A 19,175-nucleotide genomic window follows, 5' to 3' on the forward strand; every position below is an offset into this window, starting at 1 on the left:
CCGCTTTCATGTACTCCTGGAATCTCTCCTCACCTGATTTTGTGATATTCCAGGCGTACATTTTATTGTGTAACAATCTGAACTAATGGCATGATGTCGGGGTCAAAAACCCTCCTCCAAGCAAGCTTGCATCGGATTTTAGGCCTTTTGACCCTGGAATCATGTCATTGGTTCACATAACCGCTGGCTTATTGTCCCTTCTTCCCAAACGAGAGGAACTCCAGCTCCTCTTCTTTGTAGTATGCAAAAAAGAGCAAAAACAGCAGCGCCGTTGAAATCACCACATAACAGTCCGCCACATTGAAAACCGGAAAATCAATCAGCGAAAAATAGAAAAAATCCACCACATACCCCTGAGACAGCCGGTCAATCATATTTCCGGCCGCGCCGGATACGAGCAGAAACAGGCAGCCCGTAAACGGCGCATAGCGCCTCCCGGGCGGCATCCGCCAAAGAATCCAGCCCGCCACGGCCACAACCGCCAGGGCAATGACAAAAAACAGCGCCTGCTTTCCCTGGAGCATGCCGAACGCGGCCCCCCGGTTCTCGGAATAGACAAGCTCAAACACTCCGTTCCACAGAACAAACGCCGGACGCCCCATCAGACGGCGCGCGGCCAGCCCCTTCGTGTACTGGTCAAAGCCCACGCTCACAAAAAGACCCGCCAGGAAAAACAGGATCCGGCGCAATCGATGGCTCATAGCGTTCCCCCCTGCGCGAATACCGCGTCAATCCCCTCTGCCATCTCCTCATCCGTCACCGTCTGATCCACAAAAGCCTGCCCCGTCTCCTTCAGCAGGATGAACTGGATGACGCCGGATTTCATCTTCTTGTCATTCTTTGTCGCGCGGATCACATCCTCCTTTGAGAGGCCGGACACCCGATCCGGAAGCCCGAACAGGGCGAGGACCCCGCGGAAACGCTCTGTTTCCTCTGGCATAACATACCCGCGCAGCGCCGAAATATGCATGGCCGCCAGCGAGCCGAGCGCGACGCACTCCCCGTGCAGCAGCTCAAAATCTTTTAGCTTCTCAATCGCATGCCCCAGCGTATGGCCGAAGTTGAGGAGCTTTCTCTCCCCCTGCTCCATGGGGTCGGCCTCCACCACCGCGCGTTTGATAAGGCAGCTTTCGGCTGCCATCTGCCGCAGGATGGACGGCTCCTTTGCCCGGATAGCCGGCGCATGCTCCAAAAGCCACTCATAGTACGCTTTATCCTTAATCAGGCCGTGCTTTAACACCTCGCCCATGCCGGCCGCAAACTCCCGGTCCGGCAGCGTCCCCAGCGCGCCGGTATTGATGTACACCAGCTTCGGCATGTGGAAAGCCCCGACCATATTTTTGTAGGCGTCAAAATCCACGCCGGTCTTGCCGCCGATGCTGCTGTCCACCTGGGAGAGCAGGGTTGTCGGAACCTGGATAAAGGAAACGCCCCTCAAATACGTGGCGGCCGCAAAGCCGCACAGATCCCCCACAACTCCGCCGCCCAGGGCCATCAGCAAATCGCCGCGGTCAAAGCGGTTTTCAATCAGCGTCTCATAGAGGCGCTTTACCGTATCCAAGTTTTTATTAGCCTCCCCGGCCGGAAATACGAACGGCACGACGGCTGCAAAGCACGGCGCCAGACGCTCCTTAAGCTCCTTAAGGTAAAGCCCTGCCACCGTGGAATCCGTCACAATGCACAAGCGTTGCCGGGACGCTTGAAGCGCCCGCGCCTCCTGAATCAGCGCGTCAAAATCCTCTGACAGCACAATCTCATAGATCGGCGCCCCGTCCCTGTGTACCGTCAGGCGCTCCGTCCCTTTCCTCTCTCTGAGGTCCTTCATCTTCGCGTTCTCCTTTTCCACTCAATGTACTCACAAAATCAGGCGCAGAGAAATTTTGGGAGTACATCTCATACAGCCTTTACCGCAAACGGCTACGTATACCGTCTGGCAGTCACAAAGACCCGCCCTTTTCTCGTCTCATTCCCCGCGCCCACATAGCAAAACTTTCCCAGGCCCCTGACGGACACAATCTCGCCGCCCGCAAGCCGCTGCCCGGCCGAAACGGCCAGCCGCCCGTTAATAAACGTCTTTTCCCCGGAAATAAAAGCCAGCGCCTTCGCGCGGGACAGCCGGAACACCAGGCTTACAAGGCTGTCAAGACGGGGCGAGGAGACGCTGCCGCCCACCTCCTCATACGACTGTGAAAAGCTGGCCAGGCCCGGGGCCTTCCGGCAGCAGACCGCTGTGCGGCGCACGCTTTTCAGCTCGCTTATCAGAAACCCGGTCATCTGTTCCAGACAGAACAGGACGCAGCCCGCCTCTGTCATCGCGATATCCCCGATACAGCTTCTGTCCACTCCCAGGCCCATCACGGCCCCCAGGAAATCGCGGTGGGTAAGTTCCTCCGAAAAGCGGGCGTTTACAGGCGCAATCTCCAGCCGGTCAACCGGGAAGCGCTCCGTATCCTGCCCATAAGACGGCAGAAAGCAAACAATCTTCCGCTCCGCCGTATCGAAGCCCCCGTAGAGGACAGTCGGTACGGGCGGAAGCGACCGCTCCATGGAGTGGAAAATTGCCTGCTCATTCAGATTCAAAAAACCGGTATTCGTCCGGATATCACGCTGGTAACAGACCGCCGCCAGCTCCGATATCCGCTTCCTCAGCAACTGCTCTTCTTTCTCTAACATCCCGTATTCCTGCCATGGGCTGAACAAACGCGTTCAGCCAGCAAAACTGTGCGTATTACAAACGTAGCGGTTACGGCCAGGATGCCGCGTGTCTTTTCCGCGCGGTCAGCGGTAGCTGCTCATCTTCCCGATGCCGCCGATACCGCCCATATTTCCCATGCCTGACGCGGCGCTCATACCGCCTATGCCTCCCATACCGCCAATTCCGCCCATGTTGCCCGCTGAGCTCTGGGCCAGAAGCTCCGGGAAATCTCCGGACAGCTCCACCGTATCCGGCGTGGCGATAAAAATATAGTTGGAAATCTTCTGCAGGTTGCCGTTCATCGAATACGTAGCGCCTGACGTAAAGTCAATAATCCGCTGTGCCACCTCCATGTGGATCCCTTCCATATTCAGCAAAACCGCCTTCCCCGCAAGCAGATAATCACAGATTTCCCTGGAATCCTCCATGGAGGTAGGTTTAATTAATGACACTTCCATCCCCCTGCGCATCGGCACAACCTTATTGTTACCCGAAGAGCGCGACAGAAAACGCGGCTTCGGGGGCTCTTCCTCCTCGTAGTCGTAGTCGTCCTCTTCTTTTCTATTAAACATCCGCCTTCTGGCAGGCTTCTCGTCCTCGTAATCGTCGTCCATGAAGTAATCATCATCATCATCGGTCAGACGCATGGTATCCATAATCCTGTTCAGCAAGCTCATAGGTTAATCTCTCCAATCCTGGTTCTGGCGCCAAAAATCCCGGCGCCCACTCTAATCACAGACGCACCCTCTTCCACCGCTTTCTCAAAATCTCCGGTCATTCCCATGGAAAGCACATCCATCTTAACATTATCAATGTTTTTCCGTTTTATGTCAACCGATAATTGAAATAATTTTTGAAAAACATCTCGATTCTCTTCTGAATTTTCAACAAATGGCGCAATTGTCATCAGTCCGTCTATCCTGACATGCGCAAATTTGGCGATCTCAACAGCCGCCTCCTCTGCCTCGTCCACTGAAAATCCAAACTTACTCTCCTCCCCGGCTACATTGACCTCCAGGAGGATATGGACCACAAGGTCCCGCTTCGCCGCCTCCTTCTCGATCTGCCGGGCAAGGGCAACTGAGTCAACCGAATGGATCAGAACAACCCTGTCAATCACCTGGCGTACCTTATTCGTCTGAAGGTGGCCGATCATATGCCATCGGATGTCATCCGGCATAAGCGGTGCTTTCTCGAGAATCTCCTGCACCCGGTTTTCGCCGAAATCGCGGACGCCGGCCGCGTAAGCCTCCATCAGCATGGAGACCGGCTTGGTCTTGCTGACCGCCACAAGCGTCACATCCTCTCTGGAGCGCCCGGCCCGCTTACAGGCCGCCCCAATCCTGTCAGATACTTCTTTTAAATTGTTTTCAATCATCATCCACCTCTTACGCGCACCTGCCTACTGGTATATAATTTGTCCGTCCTGTACGGAGCCGGCGTCAAGGACAATATGATCATACACGGAAAGGCCGTAGCCCGTCCCCTTTTCGATAATATAGTATTCCCCGTTACCCGCCAGCTCCGTGATCTGTTTAAAAACAGCGTAGCCCTTATTGATATTGTAGACGCCCTTGAGCGTAGCCGTAGGGCCTACCTGGAACCGCTCGTCCGAATCAGGCTTAATGATATAATCGCCGCTCTTAAACGGTCCCGTATCACTTTTATCTACATAATAATATCCGTCTGTTAAATTATAAATTTCTGCTGTGGTAAAGACAACTGAAGGCTCTCCGGACTCAGAATAAACCTCTTTATTGAAACCGGACTCCGTATAGGTCCCATCGCCGCCCTGGGTCAGATAACCGGCTGGTATGGTATAAAAATCTTTTGTCGTCACAGATGACACCGGGATCTTTAAGCCCGCCGCCTCCTCTGTGATCACCTCGAAGTCGAGAAAACGATCCGAGACAAACTGGACCATATATTTGTCAAAGTCCAACCGGCCGTAGATCTTCCCGTCCGAGCCCGAGATCTGGCTGAACCTTCCCCGAAGGGTCAGCGTGCTGCCGGACGGCGCGATCGAAAGCGCGTCCGCCCCGGAAAAATCCGCCAGATCCTCCTCCTTTAAGGGAAAGACCACGGACCAGTCCTCTGAGGTAATCAGCTTGTAAAGGGGCGTCCCGGACTCCACCATCTCCCCGCCGCGGTTCACAGAGCGCCTGTATGCGGAACGGTCAAACAGCGCCTCCGTCACATCGGAGGGCGTCGTCCCCTCGTACGAATCCAGCGCATACGAGACAATGCCCGACTCGTCCGAATACACCTGCTCAAAACGGATGCCGCGCTCCTCCAAAAGCTCCTCCATGCCGTCCAGGGCCTGGAAGTTGGCGTACTCCGCCACCGATGCCTGCAGGGAATACTTCTCATCATAGACCTTCCCGAAGCGCTCGTCGCTGTAAGATAAGCAGAACGAGCTGAGCTGGCGCTTTAAGGCCGCCAGGCCGTCGTCCGGCAGCGCCCCGCCCGCGTCCCGGTTCTCCTGTAAAAACTTCGCAAGCTGGCCCGTCTCGTCCACGGAATACACGCGCGCGCCCGCGGCGACCCGCTTTCCCTCGCGGATATAAAAATTCACATGCCCTGTCTGAGCCGCTGTCTTCACCGCCTCCTCCCGCAGAATAAAACCTGTATAATTTTTATCGTTTACGATGCTGCCTTCCACAACCTCGTAAAATTGTATCTTGTCACGGCTGATATATGTATATACACTGAAAGAAAGATAAACAAAGATCATAGCAAAAATAATCATGCCAACGTTTATGTTCAGTGGTTTTCTGTAGCGAATAATCTTTTTATTCTTGGCCATGCTTGATTCTCCGTCTCCTTTCATCTTGTATTATAAAAGGAAACAGGGAAAAATTCAAGCATTCACGGTAAGATAATTGTAACATTTTTGTAATAAGTACAACAATATCTGCCTTTTTGAGCGCTAAAACCGCAAAAAATAAGCCTTCCGCTCAGGAAAGGCCCATTTCAATATTTTTTCATTTTTTCAAAAGCGGCATTTTGTTTTATTTGCAATTCCTAATTCTCCGCCCCGGCGATCAAAAGCTGCTCCACAATCTCCGTGTACCCGGCTTCCGAGGCGTAATAGAGCGCGCTGTGCTGTTCGTTGTCCACTCCGTTCACGTCCGCCCCCATTTCAAGCAGCATGGCCGTAAAATCATTCTTTCCGTTTCTGGCCGCCGCGATGAGGGGCGTCTGCCCGTCGGACGCCTTCGCATCGATGCCGGCCCCGGCCTTCAGCAGCGCCTTGCCCACAAACAGATCCCCTCTGCCCGCCGCGATATGTAACGGCAGGACGCCGTCCGCATCCGCGCAGTCCGGCTTCGCGCCCGCGGCCAGAAGGAGCTCGGCAATCATCAGATTGGATCGGCGCGCCGCCAGTATCAGGGGCGATTCCCCGTCGTCGTTCAGCTTATTCACCCCGGCCGGATCCTTTTCCAGCAGGACCTTTACCACCTCGCTCTGCTCATCCCAGCATGCGCGGTGCAGCGTGGTGTTCCCATAGGCATCGGTATGCGCCCCTTCTGGCTGTGAAAGCGCCTTCACCAGCTCCCGAAGCCCCGCGGAGGCGGCATAGTCAATGGCTTTACGGCCTTTGTTATCCTGGATGCCGGTATCGATCTCCACATGCTCCATCAGCTTTAGGGCAGCGTCTGTCTTCCCGTTCAGGGCCAGCGTCATCAGGGCCGTCACCCCGTCATTGTCCGTGCTGTTCACATCCGCCCCCGCGTCGAGCAGCATGGCCATGACCTGAAAATTGCCCGACTGCGCCGCAAAGTGCAGCGGCGTCCGGTTCTTCTGATTGCCCAGCCCGGCGTCCGCCCCGTTGTCCAGCAGAATCTTCACCAGATCCCTCGCGCCCTTTAAGCAGGCATAGATCAGGGGCGTATTGCCGGATTCGTCCCGCTTATTCACATCCACGCCGCCGCGCTTTAAAAACGTCTGCGCCACGCTCTTCTGGTTATTCTTACATGCCTGCAGAAACATATTATCCAATTGCATTTCTCAGTTCTCCTTCATTCCGTATACACATTGCCCCAAAAACGGATGACGCCCATCTATAGTTACTCATCGTCACGCTCTCCCGGCAGTCTGAATTGTATTTAGGAGGATCCTACCACTACGCAGGTGGAAAGTCAATGTTGCTTTTATCTCTGTTTACAGTCAATTGGCGTGAACTAAGGGAATCGCGAAAAGGCCGCCAGGGGCGCCTTCTGTATCCAGCAAAAAAACCGCTTCCGCCCGGAGAAAAGCGCAGCGGACACTAAGTACAGCATTGCGTAAATAACGATGAATTCAGCGCCTGCTCTTTGCGCCAGCGCCGCGTTGTCGTCAGTCAACGATGCCACCGCATCGCCTCCCTCCTCCGCCTTGCCCTGACACAAATATCAGGCGCTGATATTCACCGTTATTTACGCAATGCTGTACTAAGGAACTGTTAAGAAATAGATTTTTATTTTGCTTGTCTTTTTCTTTGGCAGGGGCGGCGGTTCCATAAAAATATATGGATTGTACGCCGGCCCAAACCGTGCTAAACTATTAAAAAAAGAAGCATCAGGACCAGCCGCGATAAAGCCAGCGGCTGAGACGGCTTAATCATAGCCGGCCTGATCACAGAGACAAAGGAGGAGCTTATGAATCTCTCTGAACTTACTAATCTTCTGGTCACATCCACCCAGTGCCCCAATCAGTCCAGATATATCCCCTGGTGGACGCCGAATCCCGACAGCCGGATTTACGATTATAACATCCTGTCAGAGGAGACCGTACAGGACGCCCGGGCCTGTATCGCGGGGTGTGAAAGGGAAGAGCTGCTTGCGCCCGCGGGCCGCTATGGCCTCACCCTCTTCCACCTTTTGGTATGGCATAACTTCTACGATTCCGTCGAAGCGCTGCTTCGCAGCAAACGCATCGGGGATGCGGATGTAAGCCTCCCGGATCACAGGGGCTATGGCCTCACGCCCTTCCTTCTGGCCTGCCTGCGCGGCAATCTGGCCATGGCGCAGCTTTTGCTGGCGCACGGGGCCGACGGCTCTGCCTGTGACAAAAGGGGCATGAACGCATACCATTTCCTCGCATATCCCCGGTTTGAAGGGCTGACGCACGATGTTTCCTGCCTGGAGAAAAGCGTGGAACAGAGGGGCGACATCGCGCGCCTTCTGACCTGTGACATCAACCAGACGGATGCGGACGGATTCACCCCTCTCGCGCGCCTTTTGGCCTCTGAGTACAGCGCGTCTTACACCTGGCCGCTGGCTGAAATTTTCCTGGAAAAAGGCGCGGAAACCGGCTATGTGGATGAAAACGGCAACACGCTCCTGATGACGGCCCTGACAAACAACCACAAAACGGCTGCCCTGGCGCTGATGAAGCGCTGCCCTGGCATGGTGCATACGGCAAACCAAAAGGGCGTGACGCCCGTTCAGCATGCGGTTTCGTTTCAGAATCAGGCGATGTATCTCGCCCTCACGGATCACGGCGCGCAGCCGGCCGGCCCTGACGCCATGCAGATGTTCCCCTTAAGCCAGATTACAAGCAACGCCTTTTCCGGCGTCCGTGACGACGACAGGGACGGTCTGGCCATTGCCCTTTATCTGGCGGATCGGCTGATCCGCCAAATAGATCCGGACGACGATGACGAGCTGGGCGAGATCACGGATATCCTTCACAATGCCCTGATCTGCGATAAAGAGGCGCGTGTGCTGGATAGCTGCAAAGACGCCGGTTTTCCGTTTACCATGCCGCTTTGCTACTGCGGCAGCACGCTCTGCCTGCGGGATGAATGCCTGAAACCGGCCTACGGCACAGGCGTCCTCAAAAAACTGGCCGCCCTGGGCGTGGATATGGACGAAGCCGTGATATCCGGGAAAACGCCGGCCAATCTCATCGCGTCACAAAACAAGGAGCGCGACGGCAGCTACGAGCCCTACTTTGAGGAAGCGGCCAGGTTTTTATCAAAGGAATCCATGGAACAGCTCGACAAATACGGGGAGGCCGCCGTCCACCTGGCCGCCAGGCAGGGACATGCAGGGATGTTAAAGATCATGATTGAAAAGGGCGTGGATGTAAATCTGGCCGAGGACGCGCCCGCGCCCGCGGGGACAACGCCTCTGCATGAAGCGTGTATGCACGGCCAGGCGGAGGCGGTAAAGCTGCTTATCGCCGCCGGCGCGGATGACACTCTGAAAAACATGGACGGCGAAACGCCCGCCCACGCCGCGCTCATGAAAAACAGACGCGGCCGGGAACTCGATAATGAGCAGAAAGCCCGGGTTTTACGAGAGCTTATGCACCTCGATATTCCGAGAAACGACGGGCAGACGCCTCTCCTCATGCTGCGGCATGACACCAGTGAACTGCTGCCCGTCTTTTTAGAGCGGGGCGTGGATCTCAACCATACGGATCATAGCGGGATGACGGTCATGATGCGAAACACGGATAAAGATATGATCAAAGAACTGATCCGGGCCGGGGCCGACATCCATCTGGCCGATAACGAGGGCAATACCGCCCTGCACCACGCCCTGGACAACTACAGCCAGGATTCGGCGCGCTTCCTCATCAAAAAGGGCGCTGATTATAATCGCCCCAACAATGACGGCGTGACGCCTGTGCAGATGGCCATTGAAAAAGACTTTGAAATGGTTTTGGAGCTGATGACAGATATCCGGTAGCGCCGCAGCGCATGCCTGCTCTGCTGAAAATAAGAATTTACCTGTATTATCAGGCCATATGGCCCAGCCGGCGCGGCATAAGCCGCGCCGGCTGAATGATACGATTTATTATACTTTTTTAACAGCTCCTTATGCGCTTTTGTCCGGCTTGCACTGCACGGCGTAAATTGGCGCAAATAACAGGGCGTCAAGCCCGGGACGCCTCCGCCTCCCACTCCCTTCTCAATGCCGTCATCTACACGGATTCCGTATTCTCTCAGCCGCCCAATCTTCTCCTTACAGACATTCTTTGCAAGATAATTGTCACGATCCCTTAACCGAACCGGCCGTATGGACAGAAGAAACCGCCGCAAGCTTCACAGCCCGCGCCGCGAAATGCAGCGCCCCGGCAGAAGCCGCCGTAAGCGCCAGCACAAACAGCATATTGGCGTCCCGCCGCGGAAAAATGTCCATACAATTTAACCGCCCCGCTCCCAGTATAAATATATGATGCGTCAGATAAATCTCAAAGGAATACCGATCCGCCAGCCGTACACACCGTTTTTTCCCCAGTCTGCCCCATCCCGCCGCCAGGTACAGCGCCCAAAACACCCCAAAGCCCATGAGGGAATGGATAAATGGCAGGATATAGGACCAGTACGGTATCGCCGCCTCCAGCGCATGATACTGCACAAAGACGCGCAGCGCCGCTGCCACAAGCGCCAGGCCCGCCGCTGCATTCATCCATCTCTCCAAATCCGGATTCCGGCGCCTCCCCTCTGTTCCTCCTGAAGCCAAATCGATCCGCTGGCATACGCCCCCGCCCTGCTGCCCGCGGAAATAACGCCGTCCCAGGACATAGCCTCCATAATAGCATACCAGGCGGTTTTCCGCAAAGCCTTCCAGTCCATAATACCGCAGAAGCCACAAAATCCCAGTCAGAAGCAGCAGCCATACCGCGATCTCCCGATCTGTCCGCCCGGCCAGATACTCGTCATACGTCCACTGCATCAGCGGCGTCATCAGATAGAGGAGCAAAATATACGGAATAAACCACAGATGTCCCAGGCCCGGAAAACGCGCGCACGTCAATATCAGCCCCACACAGCCGTAAAGCGTCACATACTCTTCTGCAAATACCGCATACGCAAATACCGCCGCCAGGCAAAACACCCAGTACGGAACCAATACCTTCTTCCACTGCCGCCGGATCCAGCCAAACGGGGCCGTAATCTCCCTCTGCCCATACAGAACGCCGGAGATAATCAAAAATACCTCCACGCCCACATTCAGCCAGTACGCCAGCGCACTCCCATAAAACTGAAGCATGTGGCACGCAACAATCATGCCGGCCGCCGCGGCCCGCGCAAACAGAATCCTCTCGTCTGGATTCTCTCTCGGCATAACCGGCCCCATCCGCTCCTTTTGCCTTAAAATCTTCTCCTCCAGCGCTTTCACAGCGCGGGCCGCCGCAAGCGCCAGAACGACTGCCGCCAGATTGACCCACAGCGCGCCGCAGCGCATCCCCCGCCGCTGTGCAGACGGCAGGAGGAACCGGCTGCAGGCCGAAAGGATCTGGGTGTGAAGCAGATAAATTTCCAGCGTATGCCGCCCGATCCAGCCAAGCCCTGCGCGGACAGGGAGAACCGCATGCCCGTAACCCTCCCGCAGCAGCGCTGTCCCTCTTCTGAACCATGCGCGAAGCCTCCCCGGCCGTTTCCCCTTCCATTCGGACCGCTTCTCAGATCCCCCATGCGGCGCGCCGGATTCCCCGGGCCTTATCCCAACCGCCTCCGCCAACAGTAAGAGCAGCCCAAACGACACCGGGCAATACGCGTACCGCACAAGCTCATACACGCCCCCGATTCCCCCGGGAAACCGGACTATCAGAGCGATCAGGACACCCGTCAGCCCATAAAGCGCCAGCCGCCAGCGCGCGGATATCTCTCTGCCCCGCTCTATCTCAGGCGCCATAAAACAGCCAAAGAAAAAGACAGGGAACCGGCTGAGAGCCAGTTCAACCTGCCAGTAATACGCTGCATCATACCATTTTATGGCATAGCTAAAAAGGACGAATACCCCCCCCCACGCCAAAAAAGCGCAAATATTTCTCCGCGCATGTTCCGGGCGGATCGTGGAAAAGACAAGAGGATACAGCAAATAGAGAACGATGCAAAAAGCTGCGTACCATCCCGGATTGCGCCCGTCCCACCAGAAACTTAAGGCAGCAATATCCATCAGATACCTTGCAAAAGACGAGGGTTCAGAAAACTGCCGGTATGTAAACCATGGCAAAAGGCAGATCACAACAGCCGGGGCGATCCTCCAGAACCGTTTTTTGTAAAATTCCCTGCATCCCTTCCCCTCTGCGGATAAGATCCTGTATGAGCGGTACAGCCCTGCCCCTGACAGGAACAAAAACATATCCACGCCGATATTTCCCATTCCCTTTACAAAGGCAAGAACCTGCCATTCCTCAGGAATCCGTATCGTCATATGGAAAAAAACGATCCATGCCATTGCAATTCCCATAAGCACGCTTCGTTCCCTGCTGAGAACCCCTAAGCTGACCGGGGCTGTGAGCGCCGGGGCTAAACGTATGGAGCGGAGTAATTTCATATTTTTCATTGCCCCTTCCCCGCCGCCCGGACTAAACTGCCACCCTTCACGGACTCTCCCGCCAGGCCGCCATCGCTTTCCAATGCTCTGGCCAGATAATCTATGGTTTCTGCCACCCCGCGCCGTATATCCCAATGCGCGCTCCATCCCAGCGCCCTTATTTTATCCGAACTCAGCAGCGCTTTCGTGGCTTTGGAATACCCCGCCTGCTCCGCCTCGTCCGGGAGCTCAAACCGCACCGACACCCCGGCGAGCCCCGCGATGAGCTGGGCCAGCTCCCTTAACGTTATATCCGAATCCCTGTCTGAAATATTATAGGCTTCCCCGTCCGCTCCCTTTAAAAGGATGGTAAGCAGGGCCGCCGCCGCGTCCGCCGCGTAGCAGTAGGAGTATAACTGCTCTCCCCTGCTTTTCAGCACGATATCCTCGCGCTTCGCCCCTTTTTTTATAAACTGGGAGATCGCCTTGGTATCGGACCACAGCATCGACGGCCCGTAAACGCGGGGCAGCCTTCCGATCACGGCGTCCACATGTTTCTGCCTGCGGTACGCCTGGCAGAGCGCCTCCCCGGCCCTCTTCCCCTCCGGATATCCGGCCCGCAGCGTATTGCAGTCAATATACCCGCAGTAATCCTCCGAAAAATACTCCGTATCCCCGCGGTTTTCCCCATAGATCTCCACGCTGGACAGGAATAAAAAGCGCTCCGCCTTCATTTTTGCCGCCAAATCCAGCATGTGCTTTGTCCCGGTTATGCTGGTTAAGATGGTCCCGATCGGATCGCCCGCATAAGCGGCCGGGTGCGTATTGCTCGCGGCGTGGATCACATAGTCCGCCTGCTCGTCTATGTGAAGGCGTTCATTGATATCCTGGGCGTAAAATGAAAAGCGGCCGCTGTCCCAGTACGCCCCAAACCGTTCCCGCGCCCGTTCGCGGTCCCTTCCCAGAGCAATCACCCGGATATCCGGGCTTTTTTGAAAGAGGGCGTGGATCAGGAAGCTCCCGATCATACCGCTGGCCCCGGAGATTAAGAAGGTCTTATTTTCTGTCTTTCCCCATGGCAGGGGGAGGCTGCAGATGTATTGGATATCATCCCTATAATTTATCATATATATTCTTCTTCCCTTCCAAATTTTTTATTCTATGCAAAGATCCCCCTCTGCCGCCAGCCGTTCAAACACATCGTTCCGGCGCCCCGCAGAGAATCATCCGGAGGCCGGTCTGGGTGTCGCATATCCGCACCCCGTACAGGAAATGAAACACAAGGCCCGTCAGCTTATTTCCATAGCGGCTCTTAAAGGGAACCTCTTTCCCGTTAGAATCCCTGGTTCCCAGAATGAGGGACGGGCCCTGCGACGGCCGCGTCAGCATATCCCGAAGCCTTATTACGTCCTCCACGGTATGCTGACCGTCCGAATCAACTGTAATTACGCCCTGAACCTCGTTTTTCCAGTTTGCCAGAACATAATTAAACGCATTTTTCAGCGCCCGGCGGATTATACGCAGGGATGGTTATTACCGTCTGGTACGTTGTGTAGTTCTCCTTGGACTTAGAATATGTCTAATGAACTAACACTGATTCATAAATGATACGCCACATTTTGCCCGGTATTCCGCTGTCTATGAAAGCAGAAAGATAAAACGAATATTTCGCCCTTAAAGTTTTCCTCGCTCTCATTTAATCCTCCCATTGCAGACATGGCCTTACTTCCCGCATGCCAAAACGATCCTCCCGATCCGCTCCGCCTCTTCCGGCGTTAGTTCCGCATAGAGCGGCAGAGTCAGCACCCGCTTGCTCACATACAGCGCGTTTGGCGTCTCATTTACATCATATTTCCCGTGAAAGCAGCTAAATGTATTCGTCAGCGGATAAAAATATTTCCTGGCAAAAATTCCCTCCGCCGCCAGCCGTTCAAACACTTCGTTCCGGCTCGCCCCGAACCGTTTTTCATCAAATACCACCGGGAAATAGGCATAATTGGGCTTCACGCCATCCTGCTCCGGGTTCAGGGTAAGCCCGTCCACTCCCTCCAGGAGCTTTCTGTAAATTCCGGCGACGGCCGCGCGCTTTTTGATCTCCTCATCCACATGTTTTAGGTTGCAAAGCCCCATCGCCGCACAGAATTCATTCATTTTCGCATTTGCCCCGACCCCGTCCACTACCTCCGGCCCGCGGATCCCGAAATTTTTCAGACGGTACAGCTCCAGGCCGAAATCCTCATCTGTATAGCTTACGGCGCCGCCTTCAATGGTATTGAATACCTTGGTTGCATGAAAGCTGAAGCAGGATGCATCCCCAAAGGAGCCGATCCCGCTCCCTTTATACGTCACGCCGAAAGTATGGGCGGCATCGTATATGACCTTTAAGCCGTATTTCCCGGCAATCCTTTTTATCTCTTCTACATCGCAGATATTCCCGTATACATGAACCGGCATGATGGCGCAAGTGCGATCCGTAATTAAGTCCTCGATCATTGACACATCAATCGTAAAATCCTTTGGATTAATATCGCAGAAAACCGGCTCCAGCCCGTTCCGCACAATGGCATGTGTAGTGGAGGCAAATGTAAAGGGCGTGGTAATTACCTCGCCCTGTAAATGCATCGCCTGCATGGAAAGCTCCAGCGCCATATGCCCGTTTGTGAAAAGCTCAATCTGATCCACATCCAGATAGGAGCATAATTCCTTTTGCAGCTTTTGATGCTTTTCCCCCATATTGGTAAGCTGGCGCGATTCCCATATGTCGCGGATTTCCTCTATATATTCCTCCAGCGAAGGCATGGAAGAGCGGGTGACTAAAATTAATTTATTCATGGACTCTCACCTCTTAAAAAATCTATTTCCGTATTATGTCACAACGTGGTAACTGTTCAGATAATCTCTGTACGATTACCAAAGCTCCATTTCCATATAGACGCCGCTATCCGTATATCGTTTTGCAAAATGAAACCCGTTCTTCTCATAAAAACGGATCGCCTGTGCATTATTTTGGTTCACTTCCAGCTTAAGAAGCCTCATTCCCCTCCGCCTTGAAAAGGCTCTGCACTCATTTAACAACCTCTGTCCGATATGGCGGCCCTGATAAGCCGTTTTTACAGCCAAAAGCGTGATATATGCGATCCCATCCCTCTGATCATTTGCGTAAAAAACAATAAATCCTAATACCTGCGAATCATATGCGGCTATAAATTCTCCAAACGCATCGATTTTGCGGAACAGAGAATTAAAATCGTTTCTCTGCAGCACAGAGGGATGAAATACAGCGTCACACTCCCTTAAAATCCACTCTTTGCTGTTTATGTCCGATACCCGGCCCATGCAGTAATCCGGAATCCGGCTGCCGGGCCGTCCTCCCGTTACCCCCCCCCATTCTTTTTTTCAAACTCATCCTTTAACATGGAATAGATACACAGATTCTGAAAATCCCCGTTTTTATAAACAGCCTTCCGCTTCGTCCCTTCATATACAAAACCTGCCTTCTCATATAAAGCCCGCGCGCGCTGGTTATCCTCCAGGACAGCAAGCTCAACCCGCCGCAGGTTCATATTGGCAAACGCATGGCGAAGCATAGTATGTACTGCAAATGTCCCGATTCCCTTTCCGCGGTTCGTTTCGCTGCCGACCATGATATGAAACTGCGCCGACTGACTGATAAAATCAATATCCGTCAGGCTGACCAGGCATAAAATGTCCTGATTTCCATCCCGCGTAACGGCGCACCGTATGGCATTCCCCCGGTGGGCCATATAATCGTCATACCATTTCACATCCACATCCGGGCTGATATAGCGGAACGGCGCTCCCAGACACCGGATCAATTCTGGATCATTTCTCCACCGGTTAATCTCAGCCAAATCTGTTTGTTCCAATTCCCTCAGCCGGTACATTTTATCCCCTCCAATACCTGAAACAGCCGCTCTGCCATATATTCCATATCTTCCCTGCTGTATCTCTGATCCACCGGCAGAGGGAGGATATTCTCCGCCATCCCATACTCCGGATCGGACTCCCTGCACTGTTCTAATACATCCGGCCACAGCGTAGGGATATAGATTTTCTGCTCCAGCAGCCGTTTTCGCACCCTGTCCCCGTCTGCAATCCAAAGCGGATACATAAACGCCCCCTGCGGAATCTTCAGGGACAGGCGGTTCAGCCCCTTTAAGCGCTCATGCAGAAAAGAAAAGTTTTCGGTCCTGCGCCGCTTTACAAACTCATAATCAATGCCCCTTAAAAGATTCCCGGTAAGCCTGGACATCCGCTTCACAGGCTCATCCGAAAAGAATTCGTTATTTTTTACATACTCCGGATAAAATTCCTCTGCCGCCCTCTCATATCTCCCAAACAGAAACCGCATCCTGTCAAAGGACTCGTCTGCCGGCATATCCAGCCCTGACGCCGGGGCGTCCGTATATAGATACGCGCCATCCGCCACGCCAAAGAACTTCCGGCATGTATACAGCGTATCCACGCCGTCCAATGGCTTTTCAAAAAAAGCCTGGGCATTATCCACAATCACCTTTCCGGAATAAATACCCCTCAAATGTTCGATATATTTCCGGTCTGTCTGCCCGTAATAATTGACGAGGTAAGCATACTCTCCCTTTTCCGGAACAACCGTATCTGGCCCGAAATTTTGATTTATATGATAAAATCGGACCGAAACTCCGTATTTTCTGCATACCTCATAAACCGATCCGCACAAAAAATATGGAAGCGCAATCTGTCTGATATCCTTAAGCTGTATCAGTAAGGCCAGCGCACTGCGCCCGCAGTTCAGTGAAAGGCAGTCTGTATGGTATGCGCTGCCATGGAACCTTTCCCATTCAATATAGCCTCCTATTTCCCGCATAGACACCTCCTTTTCTGTTATCATGTACTCTCGGAACCTCACAAAATCAGGCGTTGCGAGATTCCGAGAGTACATTTATCGCGGCAGGCAGCAATCTTCCAAATAACAGTTCAGAGTTATCTGAACTGTTACATCTTCCATTTAATATTCACTCAACGAGGATGTACTGCGTCAGCATTTCCCGGATTCTCTCAACCGAATTAAACATCATCACATCAATGATGGAAAGGTTTCCCTGAAACGGATGGCCAAACTGCTCATACCGGATATCGCCTGTCTTTAAAAAATACAATGTAATCCCGTTTTTTATGAATCCATCCCTACTGTACAGTTCTTTTCCGCCGATCGCATTCAGGTATGTATCCGCCCCAAGAATCCGGCAAATTTCCAGAACCTTTTCCTGTCCTTTTAATTCATTATTTTTATGAATCGCAGAGGAAACGACCATCTCTGTCCCAATCCCAAGATAACCGCACACAAGTCTCATGGACTCTGTGATAAATCCGGCCAGATTCGTCTCCCTGCATGAAAATGCTGCTTCAATCACAGGATAAACCTCTTTAAAACGCGGCGCTTTCCTGTAATTATACCGGAGCGTCTGTAATCCTTTTCCCAGAAGCCGGTCATTTTTATTTACATCTATCTCATTAATCTTTTTGTTTGGGCTCGCGCCTGTCAGCGGCAGATTCAGATAATGGGGAGCGCCGCCCGCAAGAATCCGGTTCCGGTTAATCCATCCGCCTTTGATATAATTCACATCATCATAAATCACATACGTATCTACAGCATTGAGCAATTGCCAGTAGCCTATGTAAGGGAAAAAATATGGCTGCATAATCCCGATTTTCATTTCTGAGGAACACCTTCTTTCTGTCTGCATTATTGTGCATTCTGTCACATCTCCTTTCCCCGTTTTCCCATGGCAGATTTCAAAATATCCAGAATATATTCAAATGCTTCCAATTTAAACAGCCATGAGCCTCCGATATAAAGGATGCTGCCCAACGCCACCATAATCACAAGCGTTGCCGCGTCCGGAAGTGCAAGCCGCGGTATGGGACTAATACATATTCCCATACTGACAGCCAGTAATACCGCTGGCATAATGTCTTTTATCTGCTCCAGGCAGCTATAATTTAAAAGAGTCCGATTAGGCCAGCTATTGATGAACTGGCTTGCCACACTTTCCGCCAGAAGGCTGTATGCCATTGCCAGAACCCCATGCCGCATTGAGACAAACAGCGCGGCCATTCCAACCGCTTTTTTCCAAAGCTCCAGCTTAAGAAATAAATCGCTGCGCCCCATAGCCTTCATCGCGTTCAAATTTGCTGTGTGGATTGGATAGAACATATATGTAACGCAAAACACCCGCAAAAAGGGCGCGCAGGAAAGCCAGCGTTCAGTCAGAAGCAGGCGGATCAGCGGCACAGCAGAAGCTACTGCCCCTGTCATTAAAGGGGCCATAATGTAAGCGCTGGTTTTTACGGAACGTCGCATCATGGAGCGAACCTCTGACGGACTCCCCTGCCGGTCTGACATAGCCGGAAACAGCACGGAATCAATAGATGTATTAATATTTGTTACCAGAAAACAGGGGAACTGCTGACCCTGGTTATAGTACGCCAAATCCGACGGTGAATATATTTTTCCGATAATAAGCTGCCTGAGCTCGTTATAAATCCGATCAAGCAGCCCGGAAACCAGAAGCTTCCATCCATATCCCAGCATGCTTTTCAGCCGTTTTAAGGAAAACATCCGTTTCGGACGCCATTTCACAGTCAGCCACAAAACAATTGTATCCACTGTGATATTCAAAATCTGCTGCGCTGCCAAAGCCCACACGCCAAAATCCATAAGAGCCATTGAAACGCCCAGTACAGCCGCGCCCGCCGTCCCCGCAAGCGTAGCGGCAAAAAAACGCTTAAACTGCATAGTCCTGCTCACATACGCCTGCTGCACATTTTTAATTCCTGAGATAATCAGGGTAAGGCCCAGCACCCGGATCAGCGGAATGAGACCCGGATCCCGGTAAAACGATGCAATAAAAGGCGCTGCGAAAAACATGGCAGCATAGAGGAGCAGGCAGGCAGCCACATTAAAATAAAAAACGGATGAAAAATCCAGATCATCCGCATCCTTTTTCTGGATCAGCGCATTCCCCATGCCCCCGTCTACAAATATCTGCAATATGCCTGTAAATACCGTAATCAGAGCGATCGTTCCATACGCCTCCGGCGCCAGCAGACGCGCAAGGAGCACGGACACAACAGCCGATACGCCCTGAGCCCCGCACCGCTCAGCAAACCTCCAGAAAAAGCCGTTTAATATGTTTCTCCTGTTAAAATCTGACATGTTT

At 53.1% G+C, this 19,175-nt stretch carries 16 protein-coding genes and 1 pseudogene; 1 reads left to right on the forward strand and 16 read right to left on the reverse strand.

What is annotated here, in order from left to right:
- Positions 1 to 188 precede the first annotated feature (188 nt).
- The 7 genes and pseudogenes from lspA to NFS31_RS05315 all read right to left on the reverse strand — a co-directional run bounded on the left by lspA (position 189) and on the right by NFS31_RS05315 (position 6,703).
- Positions 189 to 701 (reverse strand): signal peptidase II, encoded by a 513-nt coding sequence (gene lspA / locus NFS31_RS05285; protein ID WP_251492351.1) that lies wholly within the window; start codon positions 699 to 701, stop codon positions 189 to 191.
- Entirely contained in the window at positions 698 to 1,825 is a 1,128-nt protein-coding gene (aroB, locus tag NFS31_RS05290; protein ID WP_251492353.1) for a 3-dehydroquinate synthase, read from the reverse strand. Before aroB ends, lspA begins: the two co-directional genes overlap by 4 nt.
- Before the next feature lie 92 nt (positions 1,826 to 1,917).
- The gene (locus tag NFS31_RS05295) at positions 1,918 to 2,673 is read right to left on the reverse strand and encodes a YlmH/Sll1252 family protein (protein ID WP_251492355.1); all 756 of its coding nucleotides are present in this window, start codon (positions 2,671 to 2,673) and stop codon (positions 1,918 to 1,920) included.
- Positions 2,674 to 2,883: 210 nt separating this feature from the next.
- Positions 2,884 to 3,372: pseudogene (locus tag NFS31_RS05300) on the reverse strand (cell division protein SepF); the annotation flags it as partial.
- On the reverse strand, positions 3,369 to 4,073 hold the full coding sequence (locus NFS31_RS05305; RefSeq protein ID WP_251492466.1) for a YggS family pyridoxal phosphate-dependent enzyme: 705 nt from the start codon (positions 4,071 to 4,073) through the stop codon (positions 3,369 to 3,371). The pseudogene NFS31_RS05300 and the gene NFS31_RS05305, both read right to left, overlap by 4 nt.
- A 24-nt stretch (positions 4,074 to 4,097) precedes the next feature.
- Positions 4,098 to 5,501 carry a biotin/lipoyl attachment domain-containing protein gene (locus NFS31_RS05310; RefSeq protein ID WP_251492360.1) on the reverse strand — a complete coding sequence of 468 codons (1,404 nt, stop codon included), beginning with the start codon at positions 5,499 to 5,501 and terminating at the stop codon, positions 4,098 to 4,100.
- 218 nt (positions 5,502 to 5,719) lie between these two features.
- Entirely contained in the window at positions 5,720 to 6,703 is a 984-nt protein-coding gene (locus tag NFS31_RS05315; protein WP_251492362.1) for an ankyrin repeat domain-containing protein, read from the reverse strand.
- 632 nt (positions 6,704 to 7,335) lie between these two features.
- On the opposite strand from NFS31_RS05315, the gene NFS31_RS05320 reads away from it, so the two are divergent.
- On the forward strand, positions 7,336 to 9,375 hold the full coding sequence (locus tag NFS31_RS05320) for an ankyrin repeat domain-containing protein (protein WP_251492364.1): 2,040 nt from the start codon (positions 7,336 to 7,338) through the stop codon (positions 9,373 to 9,375).
- 303 nt (positions 9,376 to 9,678) lie between these two features.
- Here the strand turns inward: NFS31_RS05320 and NFS31_RS05325 are convergent, their stop codons facing one another.
- The 9 genes from NFS31_RS05325 to NFS31_RS05365 all read right to left on the reverse strand — a co-directional run bounded on the left by NFS31_RS05325 (position 9,679) and on the right by NFS31_RS05365 (position 19,171).
- The gene (locus tag NFS31_RS05325) at positions 9,679 to 11,982 is read right to left on the reverse strand and encodes an acyltransferase family protein (protein WP_251492366.1); all 2,304 of its coding nucleotides are present in this window, start codon (positions 11,980 to 11,982) and stop codon (positions 9,679 to 9,681) included.
- Positions 11,979 to 13,079: an NAD-dependent epimerase/dehydratase family protein gene (locus tag NFS31_RS05330; protein WP_251492369.1), complete on the reverse strand. Its 1,101-nt coding sequence runs from the start codon at positions 13,077 to 13,079 to the stop codon at positions 11,979 to 11,981. Before NFS31_RS05330 ends, NFS31_RS05325 begins: the two co-directional genes overlap by 4 nt.
- Positions 13,080 to 13,143: 64 nt before the next feature.
- Positions 13,144 to 13,368 (reverse strand): glycosyltransferase family protein, encoded by a 225-nt coding sequence (locus NFS31_RS05335; RefSeq protein ID WP_251492371.1) that lies wholly within the window; start codon positions 13,366 to 13,368, stop codon positions 13,144 to 13,146.
- Positions 13,369 to 13,674: 306 nt separating this feature from the next.
- Positions 13,675 to 14,784 carry a DegT/DnrJ/EryC1/StrS family aminotransferase gene (locus NFS31_RS05340; RefSeq protein WP_251492373.1) on the reverse strand — a complete coding sequence of 370 codons (1,110 nt, stop codon included), beginning with the start codon at positions 14,782 to 14,784 and terminating at the stop codon, positions 13,675 to 13,677.
- A gap of 75 nt (positions 14,785 to 14,859) precedes the next feature.
- The gene (locus NFS31_RS05345; protein ID WP_251492376.1) at positions 14,860 to 15,288 is read right to left on the reverse strand and encodes a GNAT family N-acetyltransferase; all 429 of its coding nucleotides are present in this window, start codon (positions 15,286 to 15,288) and stop codon (positions 14,860 to 14,862) included.
- 38 nt (positions 15,289 to 15,326) lie between these two features.
- Positions 15,327 to 15,857, reverse strand: a complete 531-nt coding sequence (locus tag NFS31_RS05350) for a GNAT family N-acetyltransferase (RefSeq protein ID WP_251492378.1) — start codon at positions 15,855 to 15,857, stop codon at positions 15,327 to 15,329.
- Positions 15,845 to 16,819: a hypothetical protein gene (locus NFS31_RS05355; protein WP_251492380.1), complete on the reverse strand. Its 975-nt coding sequence runs from the start codon at positions 16,817 to 16,819 to the stop codon at positions 15,845 to 15,847. Before NFS31_RS05355 ends, NFS31_RS05350 begins: the two co-directional genes overlap by 13 nt.
- Before the next feature lie 148 nt (positions 16,820 to 16,967).
- Positions 16,968 to 17,669 carry a WbqC family protein gene (locus tag NFS31_RS05360; protein ID WP_251492382.1) on the reverse strand — a complete coding sequence of 234 codons (702 nt, stop codon included), beginning with the start codon at positions 17,667 to 17,669 and terminating at the stop codon, positions 16,968 to 16,970.
- Between the two features lie 44 nt (positions 17,670 to 17,713).
- A complete protein-coding gene (locus NFS31_RS05365; protein ID WP_251492384.1) occupies positions 17,714 to 19,171 on the reverse strand; it encodes a lipopolysaccharide biosynthesis protein in 1,458 nt (485 codons plus the stop codon).
- Positions 19,172 to 19,175 lie beyond the last annotated feature (4 nt).

This window comes from Otoolea muris (assembly GCF_943193115.1).
GTDB lineage: Bacteria > Bacillota > Clostridia > Lachnospirales > Lachnospiraceae > Otoolea > Otoolea muris.